The 17,771-nt window shown below is 49.8% G+C and carries 19 protein-coding genes and 2 tRNA genes; 9 read left to right on the plus strand and 12 right to left on the minus strand.

Annotation, left to right across the window (positions count from 1 at the left end; translation table 11 throughout):
- Positions 1-2 precede the first annotated feature (2 nt).
- Positions 3-440, plus strand: a complete 438-nt coding sequence (locus BUQ98_RS07200; protein WP_074213149.1) for a DUF411 domain-containing protein — start codon at positions 3-5, stop codon at positions 438-440.
- A gap of 126 nt (positions 441-566) precedes the next feature.
- Here BUQ98_RS07200 and BUQ98_RS07205 read toward each other — a convergent pair.
- Both BUQ98_RS07205 and BUQ98_RS07210 read right to left on the minus strand, forming a co-directional pair.
- A tRNA-Pro gene (locus tag BUQ98_RS07205) sits at positions 567-643 on the minus strand.
- Positions 644-696: 53 nt separating this feature from the next.
- A tRNA-Pro gene (locus BUQ98_RS07210) sits at positions 697-773 on the minus strand.
- A gap of 308 nt (positions 774-1,081) precedes the next feature.
- Between BUQ98_RS07210 and BUQ98_RS07215 the strand changes: the two genes are divergently transcribed.
- Together BUQ98_RS07215 and smrA are read left to right on the plus strand one after the other, a co-directional pair.
- The gene (locus BUQ98_RS07215; RefSeq protein WP_074213150.1) at positions 1,082-1,219 is read left to right on the plus strand and encodes a DUF3149 domain-containing protein; all 138 of its coding nucleotides are present in this window, start codon (positions 1,082-1,084) and stop codon (positions 1,217-1,219) included.
- A 145-nt stretch (positions 1,220-1,364) separates the two neighbouring features.
- Positions 1,365-1,949, plus strand: a complete 585-nt coding sequence (smrA, locus tag BUQ98_RS07220) for a DNA endonuclease SmrA (RefSeq protein ID WP_074213151.1) — start codon at positions 1,365-1,367, stop codon at positions 1,947-1,949.
- Between the two features lie 53 nt (positions 1,950-2,002).
- Here the strand turns inward: smrA and BUQ98_RS07225 are convergent, their stop codons facing one another.
- From BUQ98_RS07225 to BUQ98_RS07240, 4 genes are all read right to left on the minus strand, one after another.
- Positions 2,003-2,626, minus strand: a complete 624-nt coding sequence (locus tag BUQ98_RS07225; RefSeq protein WP_074213152.1) for a LysE family translocator — start codon at positions 2,624-2,626, stop codon at positions 2,003-2,005.
- Positions 2,627-2,644: 18 nt separating this feature from the next.
- Entirely contained in the window at positions 2,645-3,118 is a 474-nt protein-coding gene (ybaK, locus tag BUQ98_RS07230) for a Cys-tRNA(Pro) deacylase (protein WP_074213153.1), read from the minus strand.
- Positions 3,119-3,213: 95 nt separating this feature from the next.
- On the minus strand, positions 3,214-4,887 hold the full coding sequence (ushA, locus tag BUQ98_RS07235) for a bifunctional UDP-sugar hydrolase/5'-nucleotidase UshA (RefSeq protein ID WP_074213154.1): 1,674 nt from the start codon (positions 4,885-4,887) through the stop codon (positions 3,214-3,216).
- A gap of 272 nt (positions 4,888-5,159) precedes the next feature.
- Positions 5,160-6,506 (minus strand): Na+/H+ antiporter NhaC family protein, encoded by a 1,347-nt coding sequence (locus BUQ98_RS07240; protein WP_074213155.1) that lies wholly within the window; start codon positions 6,504-6,506, stop codon positions 5,160-5,162.
- Between the two features lie 560 nt (positions 6,507-7,066).
- Here BUQ98_RS07240 and BUQ98_RS07245 point away from each other — a divergent pair.
- Positions 7,067-7,507 (plus strand): TM2 domain-containing protein, encoded by a 441-nt coding sequence (locus BUQ98_RS07245; RefSeq protein ID WP_074213156.1) that lies wholly within the window; start codon positions 7,067-7,069, stop codon positions 7,505-7,507.
- Between the two features lie 110 nt (positions 7,508-7,617).
- On the opposite strand, the gene kdsA is transcribed toward BUQ98_RS07245, so the two are convergent.
- Genes kdsA through hemA form a run of 6 tightly spaced genes read right to left on the minus strand, consistent with a single transcriptional unit; the run spans position 7,618 to position 12,932 of the window.
- Positions 7,618-8,469, minus strand: coding sequence for a 3-deoxy-8-phosphooctulonate synthase (gene kdsA / locus BUQ98_RS07250; RefSeq protein ID WP_074213157.1), 852 nt, complete (start codon positions 8,467-8,469; stop codon positions 7,618-7,620).
- Between the two features lie 31 nt (positions 8,470-8,500).
- Positions 8,501-9,310, minus strand: coding sequence for a SirB1 family protein (locus BUQ98_RS07255; protein ID WP_074213158.1), 810 nt, complete (start codon positions 9,308-9,310; stop codon positions 8,501-8,503).
- Between the two features lie 2 nt (positions 9,311-9,312).
- Positions 9,313-9,696, minus strand: coding sequence for a SirB2 family protein (locus BUQ98_RS07260; RefSeq protein ID WP_074213621.1), 384 nt, complete (start codon positions 9,694-9,696; stop codon positions 9,313-9,315).
- 31 nt (positions 9,697-9,727) lie between these two features.
- Complete coding sequence (prmC, locus tag BUQ98_RS07265) at positions 9,728-10,573, minus strand: peptide chain release factor N(5)-glutamine methyltransferase (RefSeq protein WP_074213159.1); 846 nt, start codon at positions 10,571-10,573, stop codon at positions 9,728-9,730.
- Positions 10,573-11,661 carry a peptide chain release factor 1 gene (gene prfA, locus BUQ98_RS07270; protein ID WP_074213160.1) on the minus strand — a complete coding sequence of 363 codons (1,089 nt, stop codon included), beginning with the start codon at positions 11,659-11,661 and terminating at the stop codon, positions 10,573-10,575. The genes prmC and prfA overlap by 1 nt, the downstream gene beginning before the upstream one ends.
- 11 nt (positions 11,662-11,672) lie before the next feature.
- Positions 11,673-12,932: a glutamyl-tRNA reductase gene (gene hemA / locus BUQ98_RS07275; protein ID WP_074213161.1), complete on the minus strand. Its 1,260-nt coding sequence runs from the start codon at positions 12,930-12,932 to the stop codon at positions 11,673-11,675.
- 278 nt (positions 12,933-13,210) lie between these two features.
- Here hemA and lolB point away from each other — a divergent pair, with 278 nt between their 5' ends.
- The 5 genes from lolB to ychF all read left to right on the plus strand — a co-directional run bounded on the left by lolB (position 13,211) and on the right by ychF (position 17,510).
- Positions 13,211-13,801 (plus strand): lipoprotein insertase outer membrane protein LolB, encoded by a 591-nt coding sequence (lolB, locus tag BUQ98_RS07280; protein WP_074213162.1) that lies wholly within the window; start codon positions 13,211-13,213, stop codon positions 13,799-13,801.
- Positions 13,794-14,657: a 4-(cytidine 5'-diphospho)-2-C-methyl-D-erythritol kinase gene (ispE, locus tag BUQ98_RS07285; RefSeq protein WP_175566294.1), complete on the plus strand. Its 864-nt coding sequence runs from the start codon at positions 13,794-13,796 to the stop codon at positions 14,655-14,657. The genes lolB and ispE overlap by 8 nt, the downstream gene beginning before the upstream one ends.
- Positions 14,658-14,682: 25 nt before the next feature.
- Entirely contained in the window at positions 14,683-15,630 is a 948-nt protein-coding gene (locus tag BUQ98_RS07290) for a ribose-phosphate pyrophosphokinase (RefSeq protein WP_139294721.1), read from the plus strand.
- A gap of 173 nt (positions 15,631-15,803) precedes the next feature.
- Complete coding sequence (pth, locus tag BUQ98_RS07295; RefSeq protein WP_074213164.1) at positions 15,804-16,394, plus strand: aminoacyl-tRNA hydrolase; 591 nt, start codon at positions 15,804-15,806, stop codon at positions 16,392-16,394.
- Positions 16,395-16,418: 24 nt separating this feature from the next.
- Positions 16,419-17,510 (plus strand): redox-regulated ATPase YchF, encoded by a 1,092-nt coding sequence (ychF, locus tag BUQ98_RS07300; protein ID WP_074213165.1) that lies wholly within the window; start codon positions 16,419-16,421, stop codon positions 17,508-17,510.
- The last annotated feature ends 261 nt before the right edge of the window (positions 17,511-17,771 follow it).

Raw genomic sequence — 17,771 nt, forward strand, 5'->3', positions numbered from 1 at the left:
TAATGAAGCGTTTACAACTACTTGCAGCAACCGTGGGTCTGATGAGTGCCTCAGCGATGGCCGCGAGCGGCGTGGTGTATAAATCGCCCAGCTGTGGCTGTTGCGACGATTGGGTTGAGCATATGGAGCAAGCCGGTTTTGAGCTAGAGGTCAAGCCACATGATGATATAGCGTCCATCAAGCAAGAGATGGGCGTACCTGCCGATATGCAGTCATGTCATACTGCTCGCATTAACGGCTATGTGATTGAAGGGCATGTGCCAGCCAAAGAGGTGAAAAAGCTACTCGCTACCAATACTGGATTAGAAGGGCTGGCGGTAGCCGGCATGCCAATCGGCTCGCCAGGCATGGAATATGGCGACCGTCACCAGCCCTACACAGTGATGGCGTTTGATGACGCAGGCAACACGCAAGCCTTCAAGCATTACCCAAAACCATAAACACCCTGCCACTATAACGACAAAACCCCAGCCAAAAGGCTGGGGTTTTAAGTTGGTCGGTGAAGAGGGATTCGATTGGACCGGCTTCCGGACCCCGACTAAATGCGCTCTCCACTACCCGAATAGTGGTCGGTGAAGAGGGATTCGAACCCCCGACCCTCTGGTCCCAAACCAGATGCGCTACCAAACTGCGCTATTCACCGTTAATGCTTTTTACGTCAGCCAAGTAAGTTTGGATTACTGGGCTTTAAAATAGTGGTCGGTGAAGAGGGATTCGAACCCCCGACCCTCTGGTCCCAAACCAGATGCGCTACCAAACTGCGCTATTCACCGACATCTCTAACAAGTTTTACGAATACGTAGCAAACTTGTCAAGCAGTCTAGTCTGCGTTTAAGTGCATCCTACCTGCTGAGGTCGCCTATCATACTCAAGCATCGCGAAACCTCAAGCCCTAGCCGCGTATTTTTTCACTCAACCGCTTTAAACGGTGAAAGTCGCATCAGTTGCGCGCAGTTTGTGATCAGATCGTTGTTAACAAATGTTGATAAATTGTTCACCACTTCTCTTGATCCTGATCAGTATTCAATCCACTTCCTATTGGCATCCTGATCCTACATTAACGGACACGAGGGTACAGACTATGGACTTTTGGCTTGATCTACTTTTCGGCAACGCCGTGGGCTTGTCATCCATGATTGTCATCATCTGTACATTTGGCCTGTTCAGCTTTTTCGGCGGCTATTTTATCTACAAAGTGATGACTTCCAAACCTCAATAACCTGTTTTATTGCCTACCTATCTTTAAGCGCATTTGCTTAACCTAGAGCCACATGGTTGGTCACAGAGTGTAGCTCTAGGTTTCTTTTTTTATTTTCGTTTATACTGTCTCAAAATGACTCCACGACGCACATGGCACTGTAGTGATGAGTGATAAAAACGAATTTGAGCTATTCCGAGAAATGATGTCTGATGTCGCCCCCATAGCGCAAGATACGGTTGAGGATCAAACTGGACCGCATCAGCCTACAGAAGCTCAACTGGCGCGACAACGCGCGGCGCAGAAGCTAGCTCATAGTGATCCCGAGTATCTATCACTCGATTATGCCACCATGGTTAAACCCGACGAGGTGATGGCTTATAAACGGGATGGCGTACAAGAAGGGGTATTTAGGAAGCTTCGCCTAGGTAAATATGACATTAATGCGCGACTTGACCTGCACAAGATGTCGTTAGAGCAAGCCCGCGATGAAATTCTACGCTTTCTGAAACAATGCCAACGCATGGATGTTCGCACCGTGATTATTGTGCATGGAAAAGGCGAGCGCAGTAACCCACCGGCAATGATGAAAAGCTATGTCTGTCAGTGGTTGCAACAAATCTCCGACGTGCTGGGCTTCCATTCGGCGCTTCGCCACCAAGGCGGTTCGGGTGCGCTATATGTGATGCTTAAAAAAAGCCAAGAAAAAAAGCTGGAAACCCGTGAGCGGCACTTGAGCCATCGCCCCTAAACCAGAAAAAGACTGGCCGCTTGCCAGTCTTTTTCGCACTCTAGACAACGGCTTTACGAGTATTGCAGCGTGACGATCACTCGTATTGCTAATGCGAGGAGTACCAGCCCAGAAAGCTTATCAACCCAAACCGCGTGTCGACGCAGTTTATCCACCACCCCCGCGCTGGAAAGCAAAAAAGCAATCAGGGTGTACCACAACCCGTCAATGAACAACGGCGTCAACACAATCACACTGCGGCTAAATAAATCCGTGCCCACCGCAACGAACTGGCTGAATAAGGCAATAAAAAACAGCGCTAGCTTTGGGTTAAGCATCGAGATCATTGCGCCATCGCGCGCCGCCTCACCTAAGCTTGCTGGTTTTCCGGCTTCTAATTTTGCAGCCACACCGCCTTTACTCAGCAGTGACTTTATCCCGAGCCAAGCCAGATAGCCTGCCCCTGCGTAGGCAATGACAGTAAACAATAATGGCGATTGCTTGAAGATAACCGCCAATCCCAACATGGTAATCAGTGCATAAAGACCAACGCCAAAAGCATGCGCCCATGAGGCCACAATGCCATGTAAGCGGCTATTGGCAAGGCTATGTTTTGCCATCACTACTAAACTGGGACCAGGTGACATCGCCCCCAGCATGCAAACTAATGCGAGTGATGCCCAAATGGTGAATGTCATAATTACTTATCCTCCTGTTTAACCGCCAATGGCGGCATACTGGCCTGCCGTCAATGACACGAGATCGTTCGGTGCCAATTCAATTTCTAAGCCACGGCGTCCTGCGCTGACGCAAATGGTCGTAAACGGCTTTGCTGATGCATCTAAAAAGGTGGGAAGACGTTTTTTCTGTCCAAGAGGACTGATCCCCCCGACCAGATATCCCGTTGCACGTTGCGCTATTTGCGGATCTGCCATGGTCGCTTTTTTACCTCCCGCGGCTTTTGCTGCCGCTTTAAGATTGAGGCTACCTTTCACCGGAACCACGGCCACAGCAAGCTGCTTACTGTCACCATTGATACAAAATAACAAGGTTTTGAATACGCGTGCCGGATCTTGCCCTAACGCTTGGACAGCCTCGTCGCCAAAGTTTGGGTTACTTGGGTCATGTTCATATTGATGAACATCGAAGGCAATACCCTGTTTTTCCGCTATTTTTATTGCTGGCGTCATCATATTTCTCTGCTGCTACAACACACCGCAATATCATTACACAAAAAAAGCGGCACCGCACCGGTACCGCTTTATCATCGCAATCTTATCAAGATTTATTTGTAAACAATCTCACCCTTTGGTGCATAGTCATTCACGTCAATAGGACTATTGGCTTCTAGATAATCTTTCAACACTTCCGCATCAACAAAACCGGTGTTCACGTTACCTGGATGGTTAGTCAATTTTGGATAACCATCACCACCAGCGGCGTTAAAGCTTGGCACGGTAAAGCGATAGGTCTTATCCATATCGATAGGCTCACCACCAATCTTCACATCATGGACTTTACCGTTTTCAACGACCATAGAAACGCCTGCGAATTGAACATACGCTCCCGAGTCAACCGGCTTGGTGCCCACGACATTGAGGTAATCCATCACTTCTTCACCGCTCATGTCGGTGTAAGTCACCATGTTGCCGAATGGCTGAACTTTAAGCACATCTTTGTATGTGATATCGCCAGAGATGATAGAGTCACGAACTCCCCCTGAGTTCATCACCGCAAAATCAGCATTGGCGCGCTCCATGTGGGATTTGGCAATCAAACGACCGAGGTTGGTCTGCTGGAAGCGAACAACATTGCGATCACCTTCTAACTTACCGTTACTCTCGGCGATCTTAACATTGAGCTTCTCTTGACCTTTATCTTGATAAGGCTTCAAGAAGTCATACAAAGCTTGGTCTTTTTCAATTTCATCTTGGATAAAGACGCGCTTTTTCTCACCATCAACCTTGATTTTTTTCTTCAGGTTCACCGGGATCAGATCGTAGCTCACGAGGCTCAAATCACCGTTTTGGAATTCAAACTCTGCCTTACCAACGTACTTGCCCCACTCATGGGCTTGCATGATCCAAGCGCCATTTTGTTGATCAGGCGTACAGGCATCACCAGGCTCGAAGCTCTCGTTGTACATGTTCGGACCTTCCATACACACCGGCTCTTGTGAGTGGCCGCCGATGATAAGGTCGAGATCGCCTTCGTCCATGTAACGCGCGAGCGCCACATCACCTGGGGCATTGACACCACTTTTACCGTCTGCGTAGTGACCCATGTGAGTCGCCGCGATAATGATGTCAGGCTTCTCAGTTTCTTTCAGCTTGGCGATCACTTTTTTCGCTTCTGCTTTCGGATCACGGAAATCGAGCGAACCTATGTATTCTGGGTTACCGATCTTAGCGGTATCTTCTGTAGTCAAACCGACGACTGCGATTTTCAGGCCGTTACGTTCAAACATCTCGTAAGCCTGGAATTTACGCTCGCCGGTCTCTTTGTCATAAATGTTGGCTGACAGCATTGGGAAGTCAGTCCATTGCATTTGCTGTTTCAGCACGCTTAATGGATTATCAAACTCATGGTTACCAATGGCCATGGCATCGTAACCAATTCGCGTCATCCCTTTAAAATCGGGCTCTGCTTGCAGCAAGTCAGATTCAGGGACACCGGTGTTGATATCGCCCCCAGAGAGCAGTAACACTTCACTGCCTTCGGCCTCGGCTTCAGTGCGTAGCTCGTCAATCAACGTTTTACGCGCTGCCATGCCATATTCGCCATAGCGGTTGTGCCAGAAACGACCGTGGTGATCGTTGGTATGAAGAATGGTAAGTTTATAAGTGGTATCTGGCGCCCAACCTTGCTCTTGTGTCTCCGAGCCAGAGTTGGCACACCCTGCCAAAGATGCAATTAACGCAGCACTCACTGCTGCCTTCAAACAAAGACGTTCCTTCATGATCATAGACCTTTTTAGCGATGGAAAAACCACCATCGACATCACTGTCGGTGGTTAGAAAACGCTATCTAGTCTAAAAGAATTGATGCTACGGTGCTGAGTCATTTCATATTTTTGTTGTGATGATCACCCTACATATACCATATAAGCTCACTTTGGTGATCAGGGCAAAACTTCTAGAGTCAGCACTCTAACCCAATAAAAAACGGCGCAGCCTTTGCTTGTCTATTTAAACAGGCAAGGACAACGCCGTTGGCTGTACCGTTAAGCGACTAGGTGCGACGTGCTTGCCACCAACGGCGGCTAATCACTGCCATCAGCGCCGATATGGCCAAGAAGAAACAATAGTACGAATGGCTGACGATCACTAAGGGAGAAAGGCCAAAACTTGCCCCTAATAATAGGATTTGCGCGCCATAGGGGATCATGCCTTGCACCACACACGAGAAGATATCGAGTAAACTCGCGCTCCGCTTTGCTGGCACCCCGTGTTCGCTGGCAATGTTCTTTGCAACTTGCCCTGACACCACGATCGCAACCGTGTTATTGGCAGTGCACAAGTTGGCAAATGAGACTAAAAGCGCAATGCCAAACTCGCTGGCACGAGAATGATGCTGACCTTGGTTTTTCTGAAAACGGGCAATCACTTTGTTCACCGTTTGAGTCAGAAAGCTCAAGCCGCCCTGACAACGCATCAGCTCGGCAATCCCACCGATCATTAAGGAGAGCAAGAAGATTTCTTGCATGCTGGAGAAGCCCGCTTTTATCTCCTGGCTAAAGGTCATCAGCGTGAAGTCAGGGGTGCCCATAAGCCCGATACATAACGCCAACACGATACCAGCGGTCAGGACCACGAACACATTCAACCCTGCCAACGCAAGAATGATAATCGATAGATAAGGCACTACCGCCAGATAATTGATGCTCTCTGGCGCTTCAACGGGCGCACTTTGGTTGTTAAACACGAACAGCACAATGGCCGCGACCGCTGCGGGAATGGCAATCCCCACGTTTTCTTTAAACTTATCGCGCATGCTACAACCTTGTGAGCGAGTAGCAGCAATGGTGGTATCCGAAATAAAGGACAGGTTATCACCAAACATGGCACCACTCAGCAGTACGCCAGCCATGACCGCGGGCGCTTGGCCCGTCGCGGTTGCCATGTTAAGCGCAAAGGGAGCAAGGGCGGCAATGGTGCCCATGGACGTCCCCATCGCGGTGGAGATAAAGGCGGCAATTACGAACAGACCGGGTAAGATCAAGCTTTCTGGGATCAAGGCTAAGCCGAGATTGACGGTAGCTTGTACCCCACCCGTCGCATCCGCCACTGACGAAAACGCACCGGCCAATAAATAAATTAAGCACATGGCAATAATATCGCCATGCCCCATTCCACGAATAAGCTGCTCAATGGCGGTGTTCAGTCGCTCACGGCTCAAGCCTATGGCAAGAATCACAGCGGGTAGAATAGCCACGTGTGCCGGCAATTGATAAAAGGCGTAATCTGCGCCCTGCAAAGTAAAGTAAACGCCAGCGCCAATGAAAAGCGTTAAGAACAAAAGAAGGGGGAGCAGTGCAATCGCAGAGGGCTGCGGTGTCGTATTTGCTGATGTTGTCATGGCAGTTTTTGTCATACCTATTATAAAACTGTGATCAAGGTTACAGACCGCTAGCCGTCCAGTCAACAAATGGACGTCTAAACATCTAAATATCTTGATTGCTCGTACTCGATGCTAGACAACGCCTCGCACCAAAAAGGTATTTCAGGCAAACGATACGGTATAAAAACGAAATGATAGCGCGAGAAAATTGAAGATAGAAATGAGACCGGGACGACGTCGTTTATCGATAAAAAGAACACCCATCAGGAAAGGATAACCAGGGAGACGGTAATTTACCGTTGATAAAGTGATTTTGATGTTCGTAAGACTCATGCACGTCTGGTTATCGACCGGTTCGGCGATCATGGGCAATGCTAAACACCCCTCCCAAATAACGCTTCACATTGATGAGTGTGGACGCGTCGCTTGTCTATCTGGAGGCATGCCTAAACGAAGACACGAAACAAGGTGTGAACTCTAAAAGTGTCTAATCTATTCAACATAAAAAGCAAATTGCTGGACAAAAAATAGAAGTGTGCTAAAAGCTTTGTCTATTTTTCTACGTCACAGGAGTTAAAATGAAAGGGGTAATAAAGAGCTTTGACAACACAAAGCGCGAAGGTCTCATCACAGGTGAAGACGGGATTGAATATAATCTAACAATGGACGAGTGGAAATCTGGCACGCTACCAGAGGCTGGTATGAATGTTGATTTTGCGCTATCCAATGGAAAGGCTACCGCTGTATTCGGTGAAGCAGTATCCCCGACCAGCTCAAAGAAAATACCAGCAGCCTTGTTGGCTTTCTTCTTTGGGGCATTTGGCGTACATAAATTCTATCTTGGCTATACCAAAGAAGGCCTAATCATGTTGTTAGCCTTCCTATTTGGCTTTATCTTGCTGGGTATCCCTAGCATAGTTATCGGGACTATTGCTTTTGTTGAATTCATCATTTACCTGATCAAAACAGATAAAGAGTTTGAAGCGACCTATGTAAATGGCCACAAAGGCTGGTTTTAACTGTGCTCTCTGACTAAGTGCCATCTACTTTTGCATAATCATATTTGCGAATGAGCACAAGAAAGCTGCCAATTCGGCAGCTTTTCACTTCATCAATCTAGCGCTATACCTTAGCGAATATCGATATCTTCAAAGCTTTTAATCACATCATCCAGTGATTTCATTTGAGCGAGGAATGGTTCAAGCTTGTTCAGCGGCAATGCTGAGGGGCCATCGCAACGAGCGTTATCTGGATCTGGATGTGCTTCGATAAATAATCCGGCAATTTTGGTGCCTAAACCTGCACGCGCCAAATCAACGGTTTGCTGGCGGCGTCCACCAGATGCCGCGCCCTGCGGATCACGACATTGCAGGGCGTGAGTCACATCAAAAATAATCGGGCTACCGTTTGATGCTTTCTTCATCACGTCAAAGCCCAGCATATCGACGACTAGGTTATCGTAACCATGACAGCTACCGCGCTCACACAAAATAACCTTTTCATTACCACATTCAGCAAATTTATCGACAATGTTGCCGACTTGACCTGGGCTCATAAACTGTGGCTTTTTAACGTTAATCACCGCATCGGTTTTCGCCATGGTTTCAACCAAGTCAGTTTGACGGGCTAAGAAGGCGGGCAATTGAATGACATCCGCCACTTCCGCCACGGGTGCAGCTTGATATTGCTCATGGATATCCGTGATCACTTTGACGCCAAAGGTACTTTTCAGCTCTTCAAAGATCTTTAGCCCCTCTTCCATGCCTGGACCACGGTAGGAGTGCACTGACGAACGGTTTGCCTTATCAAAAGAGGCTTTAAAAACATAGGGAATGCCAAGCTTGTCAGTCACCTTGACGTAGTGCTCGCAAATTTGCATAGCAAGATCACGAGACTCCAGCACATTCATGCCAGCAAACAGAGTGAACGGGCGATCATTCGCAACGGGTGTATCGCCAATGTGGACGGTTTTTTGCGTCATACGGGTATCCTTTATCATGTGCTCTCACGCATCAATGTAACGTCGGTTGCTCTTCGTTAAGCGCTTTCACTTGCATTTTTAGCAGCTCTGCCGCCGGATCGTCCGGACATTGCTCAATAAAATACTCGTAGTCGGTGGCGGCCACACGATCGCAATCCAACTGTTGGAAAATATAGCCGCGATCACGGATCTCATAAGGGTCATCGGGGCTAAAAGTCAGTGCTAATTCACTACAACGCAGTGCCATTGCATACTTTTCTTCACGTAATAACGCACTTTTAGCCACTGTTAACCAACGGCCTATAATCGTGGGATTATCGCTAGGCAATAGGTGTGACGATTCCAACTCCGCTAGCGGCCCTTGGCTTCCTTTCAACCAACCACTGAGAATACGCTGGCTCACGCGTTCGCCATTAAAGGGATTAATAAACACAGGTGCTTCATCAAGCTCATCAATCCGAAGCACTAATTGGCTCGGAAAGGCAACCGGTTTAACCGGCAGTGACAGGCGATCGCAAAGATATAGGAATACCGCGCCAAGTGATGCTGGGATCCCGACTTTACGATCCAGGACTTTATCTAGAAATACATTATCGGATGAGAAGTATTGCTCGATATCTCCCTTAAACTGCCACTGGTGATAAAACAGGCGACATAATCCATCAAGACGTAATGCCATGTCAGGTTCGGCACCAAGTTGATGCTCCGCTTCGTCAGCAAGGCGATCGAGTGACGCTTTCACTTGATGAACATCAATCGAGGCGTCGATGGCATGGTTCAGGGTCGCGGCCCCTTCTGCCAGTGTGAGCGAGTCTAATTGTTGATCGGTTAATGGCATCATGCTTATCCCATTAGGTGTGGAACTTTAATCAGTGCCAGGTTGGCCGCTGCATAGGCCCAGCCCAAGGCACCAAAAAACGCCAGTGTTCGGAACAGTTTGCCGCGGCTATAGTGCAAGGCCACAAAACCTAACGCTATGTACGCCAGTACACAGGTCAGCTTTTCGGTCAACCAAGCACCAGACTCTGTAAACGGTATAAAGCCTGTCACAAAAATGAGGGCAACTCCTGAGGTCAGTAATAGGGTATCGACCACATGCGGCGTGACCTTGACCCATTTTTTATTCATCATCTCGCTATCACGCATCACCCAAACAAACCGGATCACGAATAAAGAAAGGCTTAATACCACAGTCAGTAAGTGGGTGTGCTTTAGGGCCATATAGATCATAACGATTCCTGCTTCCTGTCAGTCTCAATTAAATATGCTGAGCTAGGGTGATCCTATCCAGCCCGGCATAGTCTTGTTGGGTGTTGGCACCTTGCCAACCGGCGTCTTTCCATGCGGTACGCACCGCTTCACCTTGGTTGTAACCATGCTCGACCATCAACCAGCCGCCTTCGACCAGATAGTTCGGTGCTGTTTGGCCAATGTAACGAAGTGCCGCCAAGCCATTTTCCTCGGCAACCAAGGCACTGGCGGGTTCAAAGCGAACATCGCCCTGTTGAAGATGCGGATCGGCACCATCGATATACGGAGGGTTACTCACAATCACATCAAATGGGTTCATATCGCTGAGCGCACTGAACCAGTCACTTTGAATAAAATGTGCGTTTTGGATGTGGTTATCGTGGGCGTTGCGACTTGCTAAAGAAACAGCCTCGGGCATCAGATCTACCCCCACAACAGTCACATCGGGTCGCTCGCTGGCAATCGCTAAGGCCACGGCGCCCGTTCCAGTGCCTAAATCCAAGACTCGGCAGGGTGTGGCAGGCAATGCCATCAGTGCCTGCTCAACTAAGAGCTCCGTTTCAGGGCGCGGGATCAAGGTCGCGGTTGACACACTGAGTCGTAACGTCCAAAAGTCACGGTAACCCAGGATGTACGCCACAGGCTCTCCCTGTAACCGGCGTGCAAATAATTGACGAAATTGTGCCAGTTGCGCCGCGGTTAGCTTTCGCTCTGGCCAAGTGTAAAGATAACTGCTTGGTTGTCCTAACACATGGCAGAGCAAGGCTCGCACGTCGATCGCTGCAGAGCTCCCCGACAAGGCGGTCAGCTCTGTGGTGCTATCTGCCAGTAACGCACTGATTGTTGTCGTCATTATTGATGCTCAGACAAGGCCGCTAGCAAATCCGCTTGGTGTTCTTGGATCACCGGATCCACCAAACTATCAAGATCGCCCTGCATCACATCATCTAAGCGATATAGCGTTAAGTTAATGCGATGGTCTGACACTCGCCCTTGCGGATAGTTGTAGGTGCGAATACGGTCTGAACGATCCCCGGACCCTAGCAGGTTACGGCGCGTAGAGGCCTCTTCAGCGGCACGTTTCTCTTCTTCTGCTTTAATTAATCGCGCTGCCAACACTGACATCGCTTTGGCGCGGTTTTTATGTTGTGAGCGCTCATCCTGGCACTCGACCACGGTGCCGGTCGGCAGGTGAGTAATTCGAATCGCAGAGTCCGTCGTGTTAACGTGCTGTCCACCCGCCCCGGATGCGCGGAAGGTATCCACTTTTAAATCGGCAGGGTTGATTTCAGGCGCTTCGGTTTCTGGCACTTCTGGCAAAATCGCCACCGTACACGCCGAGGTGTGCACGCGCCCTTGCGATTCAGTGGCGGGAACACGCTGAACACGGTGGCCACCGGATTCAAATTTAAGGACACCATATGCACCGTCACCCGCAACACGCGCAATCACTTCTTTAAAACCGCCGTGCTCGCCTTCACTAGCGCTGATAATTTCTAACTTCCAGCCACGCCGCTCAGCATAACGGCTATACATACGGAATAAATCACCCGCAAAAATCCCGGCCTCATCGCCACCGGCCCCTGCTCGGATTTCTAAAAAGCAGTTGCGATCGTCATTGGGATCTTTAGGCAGCAATAAGATTTGCAGCTGATCGGTTAAATCGACGATGGTTTGTTGGGCGTGAGACACTTCCTCTTGCGCCATTTCACGCATTTCAGGATCATCTTCACTCGCCATTTCCTCTGCCGCCGCGAGATCCTCTTTGGCCTGCTTGAACTCGCTAAAGCACTTAATCACCTCTTCCAGCTGCGCGTACTCTTTCGACAGAGTACGGAACTTGTTCTGGTCATTAATGATCTCAGGCGTTCCGAGTAAGTGCTGAACTTCCTCGTAACGCTCAGCCAGCGATTCTAGCTTCGCTAATATTGATGCTTTCATAAATCTCTTCGTTAGTTATCACTGTCCAGTCCCAAACAAGCACGCATCACGGCCAGTTTATCGGGCTCACCATTTTGTGCAGCTTGCTGCATCGCCTGCGTGGGGGGATGGATCAGTTTATTGGTCAGACGGTTACTTAATTGGCGTAACACGCTTTCTGCGTCAGCACCATTGGCGAGTGCTTGGATACTTTGCGCCAGCTCCGCCTGTTTAATGTGTTCGGACTGTGTTCGATATTGCTTGATGCTATCGACCGCTTCTCGTGAACGTAACCAGCGCATAAAGTCTGCACTTTCTTCCGTCACTATCGCTTCTGCCTGGATCGCGGCCAGTTTTCGCTGTTCACGATTATGTTCTACTATCGATTGCAAATCATCCACGCTGTAGAGATACGCATCAGATAAGCTGCCTACACCCTCATCAATGTCTCGTGGCACCGCGATATCGATCAACAGCATGGGTTGATGGCGACGCTGTTTCAAGGCTTTTTCAACCATTGCTTTTTCGATCAGTGGCAATGGCGAGGCGGTTGAGCTGATCACGATATCAGCTTGGCAAAGCTGCTCCGACAATCCATCGAGCCCAATCACTTTAGCGTCAAACTGCTCTGCTAAGCGTTGCGCGCGCGCCTCTGTACGGTTGGCAAAAATAATCTGACTGCATTGGTGCTCTTTTAAATGCCTGGCCACCAGCTCAATGGTCTCGCCCGCCCCCACCAATAGCGTGGTGACATCCGACAACGATTCAAATATCTGTCGCGCCAGCGTACAGGCAGCAAAAGCCACTGACACCGCGTTGCCGCCAATCTCGGTTTCCGTTCGGATCCGTTTAGCGACAGCGAACGCCTTATGAAACAACTTTTCCAGCGAGCCTGATATCATATCGGCATCATTGGCACTGGCGTACGCTTGCTTTACCTGACCCAGAATTTGTGGCTCACCTAACACTAAAGAGTCTAATCCACAGGCAACCCGCATCAGGTGCTTCACCGCTGATTGCTCTTCATGATAGTAAATGCTTGCCATCAAGCTATCACTACTGAGCTGGTGAAAGCGCGTTAGCCATTCGACTAAGACCCCGACCCCTGGCTGATTCAGCTCGGCGTATATCTCAGTGCGATTACAGGTTGAAACGATCACACAACTGTTCACCTGCGGATGCTCGGAAAGCAGCCCTAACGCCCGCTCGAGTTGCTGCGGCGAAAAGGCGACCTTTTCCCGCAATTCGACGGGGGCCGTTTTGTGATTAATTCCGAGAACTAACAGGCTCATGAAGCGTTGTTACCGACAGCACCAGTAAGGATTGGAGCGGGGGATTTTACTTGATGCCCCCCGTGAATTAAAGCGAACATTGTATCGCAGTATTTTCGTGGCACGGAAATGTGAAGCCTCACGAGATCGGTGGCGGAGTGGTCAACAGCATACATACCCATTCTTTCCTCCCGCACGGCTAAGTGTCCAACTGGCTTCTCTCACCTCGACGCTTGTGGCAAAGTAGCATGAAATGCGACTCACCACCTGGTGACGATAACAAAAGGATACTCGGTTTCATGTTCTCCTGTATACGCATCTGCGTGTTAGCGCTGCTTTTTACCGTGATCGCTGGCTGTGCAACCGCCCCGGCCCCCACGACCAAGTGGCATACCCATCGCGCCGCGCTTGACGCCATTGATAGCTATACCGCCATTGGAAAAGTCGCATTTATCTCGCCTGATACACGCTTTTCTGCCAACCTTTATTGGCAACACGCTCCCGCACAATCTCAATTAAGGCTCACCAACTTTCTTGGTACCACCTTATTGTCATTGACCATGAATGATCAGGGCGCAATCTTGGTGGATGATCAAGGCAAGCAATATCAAGACACTAACCCCGCGCGCCTTATCGCCTATTTGACTGGGGCTCACTTACCCGTTGAGGCTCTTGCCCCTTGGTTAGTGGGTCTGCCACGTACACAAGACCGCTTTTCTCTCGGGCCAGATAACCGTGTTGCCGCCCTCAATGGTGCGCAAGGTTGGAATATTGATTACCAGGACTACAGCGCTGAGACACAACCTGCTCTCCCCACGCGTATTACCCTTATCAAAGACCAGCAAACCATTAAGTTAATGATTTCTGATTGGACGCTCGATAATGACTAAACCCACCTTTTGGCCCGCGCCTGCCAAGCTTAACTTGTTTCTCTACATCACCGGCCGTCGCGACAATGGCTATCATGAACTGCAAACCCTGTTTCAGTTTCTCGACCATGGCGACACACTGGCTATTACGCCGAACGCGAGTGGCACGATCAGCCTCAGTCCCGCGATAGAGGGAGTCAGTGAAAACGACAATTTGATTGTCAAAGCCGCGAAAGCGTTGCAACAGCACACAGGCTGCCAACAAGGCGCGCATATTGCGTTGGAAAAGCGCCTCCCGATGGGTGGCGGTCTTGGCGGTGGCTCGTCCGATGCCGCGACGACGCTCGTCGCACTCAACCATCTCTGGCAAACCCAATTAAGCCAACAAACGCTTGCCCAAATTGGTCTGACACTGGGTGCCGATGTGCCGATTTTTATTTATGGCCAGGCCGCGGTAGCTGAAGGGATTGGTGAAGAATTTACCCCAGTGACACCGCACGAGAAATACTACCTGGTGGTAAAGCCTGACGTGTCTATTTCCACCGCGGCAATTTTTACCCATCCAGATTTGCAAAGAAACACGCCAAAGCGCACAGTTTCTGAGCTAATGAAGCAAAATCACGAAAACGATTGCGAAAAGATAGCCCGTAAACAATTCCCCGAGGTTGATAAGGCTGTTTCCTGGCTGGTAGAATATGCGCCGTCTAGGATGACTGGGACAGGCGCGTGCGTGTTTGCCGAGTTTGATACCGCACAAGATGCCCAGAACACACTCGACACTATGCCTAACTGGCTGACAGGGTTTGTTGCACGAGGGTTGAACCGATCGCCCTTACTTGACGCGCTACAGCAACAGCCGTCAGCCAGTGACTATTAAATGGATGCAACCCGAGGTTTCCACCGTGCCTGATATGAAGCTGTTCGCTGGTAACGCGACACCCGTTCTCGCCCAACGTATCGCAAACCGTCTTTACATGTCACTGGGTGACGCCACTGTTGGCCGTTTTTCTGACGGTGAAGTGTGTGTTCAGATTAACGAGAACGTGCGCGGTAGTGACGTGTTCGTCATCCAGTCTACCTGTGCGCCGACCAATGACAATTTAATGGAACTGGTCGTGATGATAGACGCGTTTAGACGTGCGTCGGCTGGCCGTATAACTGCAGTGATCCCCTACTTTGGTTATGCCCGCCAAGACCGCCGCGTTCGTTCCTCTCGTGTCCCTATCACCGCAAAAGTTATTGCCGATTTTCTTTCTAACGTGGGTGTCGACCGCGTCCTCACCGTGGACCTCCACGCAGAACAAATCCAAGGCTTCTTCGACGTCCCTGTCGACAACATCTTTGGCACCCCTGTTTTGCTTGAAGACATGCTGGCGAAGAACTTGGAAGATCCTGTGGTTGTCTCCCCAGATATTGGCGGCGTAGTCCGTGCGCGTGCAACCGCTAAACTGTTGGATGATACCGACATTGCGATTATCGACAAACGCCGTCCACGAGCGAATGTATCGCAAGTGATGCACTTGATTGGCGATGTTGAAGGCCGTGATTGCATCATTGTTGATGACATGATCGATACCGGTGGCACCCTGTGTAAAGCCGCAGAAGCACTGAAAAACCGTGGGGCTAAGCGTGTCTTTGCTTATGCTACCCACCCAGTGTTCTCAGGTGATGCGCCGAAAAACATTGCGGAATCTGTGATTGACGAGATTGTGGTCACCGACTCCACACCATTGAGCGCAGAAATTCAGGCCACGGGCCGTGTGTCGCAATTGACCCTCTCTGGCATGCTGGCTGAAGCGATTCGCCGCATTAGCAATGAAGAATCAATCTCTGCCATGTTTAATTCTTAACACATTGGCGCAGATAGACGATAAACACCCTGCCCTTGAGCAGGGTGTTTTTTATTGCGCATTTTTCGGTGCTGGCTCGACCGTCTAGCCACAACAATGGTAGGATATGACGCCTTTTTGCGTGGGCTCGACGCTCACCGGCGACGATGAGTAGACAAATAGCGAGAAACGTTGTGAGTAATCAGATCCGCTTATTAGTAGGGTTAGCTAATCCAGGCCCTGAATACGCCCAAACGCGTCATAATGCGGGCGCTTGGGTCGTACAGGAGCTGGCACGTATTCACAACGTGCCATTGAAAGAAGAGAAAAAATTCTTTGGCTTGACCGGTCGTATTAATGTGCATGGACAAGATCTGCGCGTGTTGATCCCAACCACGTATATGAATTTGTCGGGGAAAGCCGTGCAAGCACTGGCTAACTTTTACAATATTCCCGTCGACGCCATCATGGTGGCGCATGACGAGCTAGACTTACCCCCCGGGGTGGCCAAGTTTAAACAAGGTGGTGGGCACGGCGGCCACAATGGGCTGCGTGACATCATTAGCAAATTAGCAAATGATAAATCGTTTTACCGACTTCGGATTGGCATTGGTCATCCGGGTCACAAGGACAAGGTGGCGGGCTATGTGCTAACCAAAGCGCCCGCCAATGAGCAGAGCCTGCTAGAGCAGGCCACTGATGAGGCAGTACGCAGCCTCGAGATCCTGTTCAAAGACGATCTTGCCAAAGCGCAAAATCGTCTACACACCTTCAAAGCACAGTAATTTTGATTAAAGGGTTACCATCTCATGGGTTTTAAATGTGGCATCGTGGGCCTACCAAACGTAGGTAAATCCACTCTGTTTAACGCACTGACTAAGGCCGGCATTGATGCGGCTAACTTTCCATTTTGTACGATTGAGCCAAACACGGGCGTGGTGCCTGTGCCTGACTTGCGCTTGGATGCGTTAGCCAAAATTGTGAACCCACAAAAAGTGCTACCAACCACCATGGAATTTGTGGATATCGCGGGACTGGTTGCCGGTGCATCACGCGGTGAAGGCTTAGGGAACAAATTCTTAGCTAACATCCGTGAAACCGATGCCATTGGTCACGTTGTACGTTGTTTTGAAAATGACAATATCGTCCACGTTGCCGGTAAAGTGGATCCGGCTGATGATATCGACGTGATTAACACCGAGCTTGCGCTGGCCGATCTTGAAAGCTGTGAGCGCGCGATGCAGCGCAACGCTAAAAAAGCCAAAGGTGGCGATAGTGACGCTAAATTTGAGCTGACGGTCCTTGAAAAACTGCTGCCCGTTCTTGAGGAGGGCAACATGTTGCGCTCGGTCGAACTGACCAAAGAAGAAGCGGCCGCGGTACAATACCTCAACTTTTTAACGCTCAAGCCCACCATGTACATTGCCAACGTTAACGACGATGGCTTTGAAAATAACCCATACCTCGACAAAGTGCGTGAGATTGCCGCCCAAGAAGGCGCGACCGTGGTGGCCGTGTGTGCGGAGATTGAAGGCGAGATAGCAGAATTGGACGCTGAAGAAGCGGCCGCGTTCTTAGAGGAAATGGGGCTTGAAGAGCCTGGGCTTCACCGCGTGATTCGCGCCGGTTACGAGCTGCTCACCCTACACACCTACTTCACGGCGGGTGTAAAAGAAGTACGTGCCTGGACGGTGCCGATTGGCTCTACCGCGCCACAAGCAGCGGGTAAAATCCATACTGACTTTGAAAAAGGCTTTATCCGCGCCGAAGTGGTTGGCTATGAAGATTACATTGCTAACAATGGCGAAAGCGGTGCCAAAGATGCCGGTAAATGGCGTCTAGAAGGGAAAGAGTATATCGTCAAAGACGGTGATGTGATCCATTTCCGCTTCAACGTTTAATACGCATACGCGTGACGCGCACAGGGTGAATTGTCGAGACCCCACCCTTTATTATTTAGACCAGCCTTAGGGCTGGTTTTTTTTATCATAGCAAGAGAGCTTTCCCCCCCGACACTATGCTGATTAACACGCTGTCTTTGTTGGTAAAACAAGCAAACTGGTGATTATTGCAGCCAGCAGGACCAAAATCATAAAAAAAATCGTGGGCAGGCTTGACGCTCTTTCTCTCAATCCGCATAATTCGGTCCGTCTTGAGGCTTT

This window comes from Salinivibrio sp. ES.052 (assembly GCF_900141775.1).
Classification (GTDB): Bacteria; Pseudomonadota; Gammaproteobacteria; order Enterobacterales; family Vibrionaceae; genus Salinivibrio.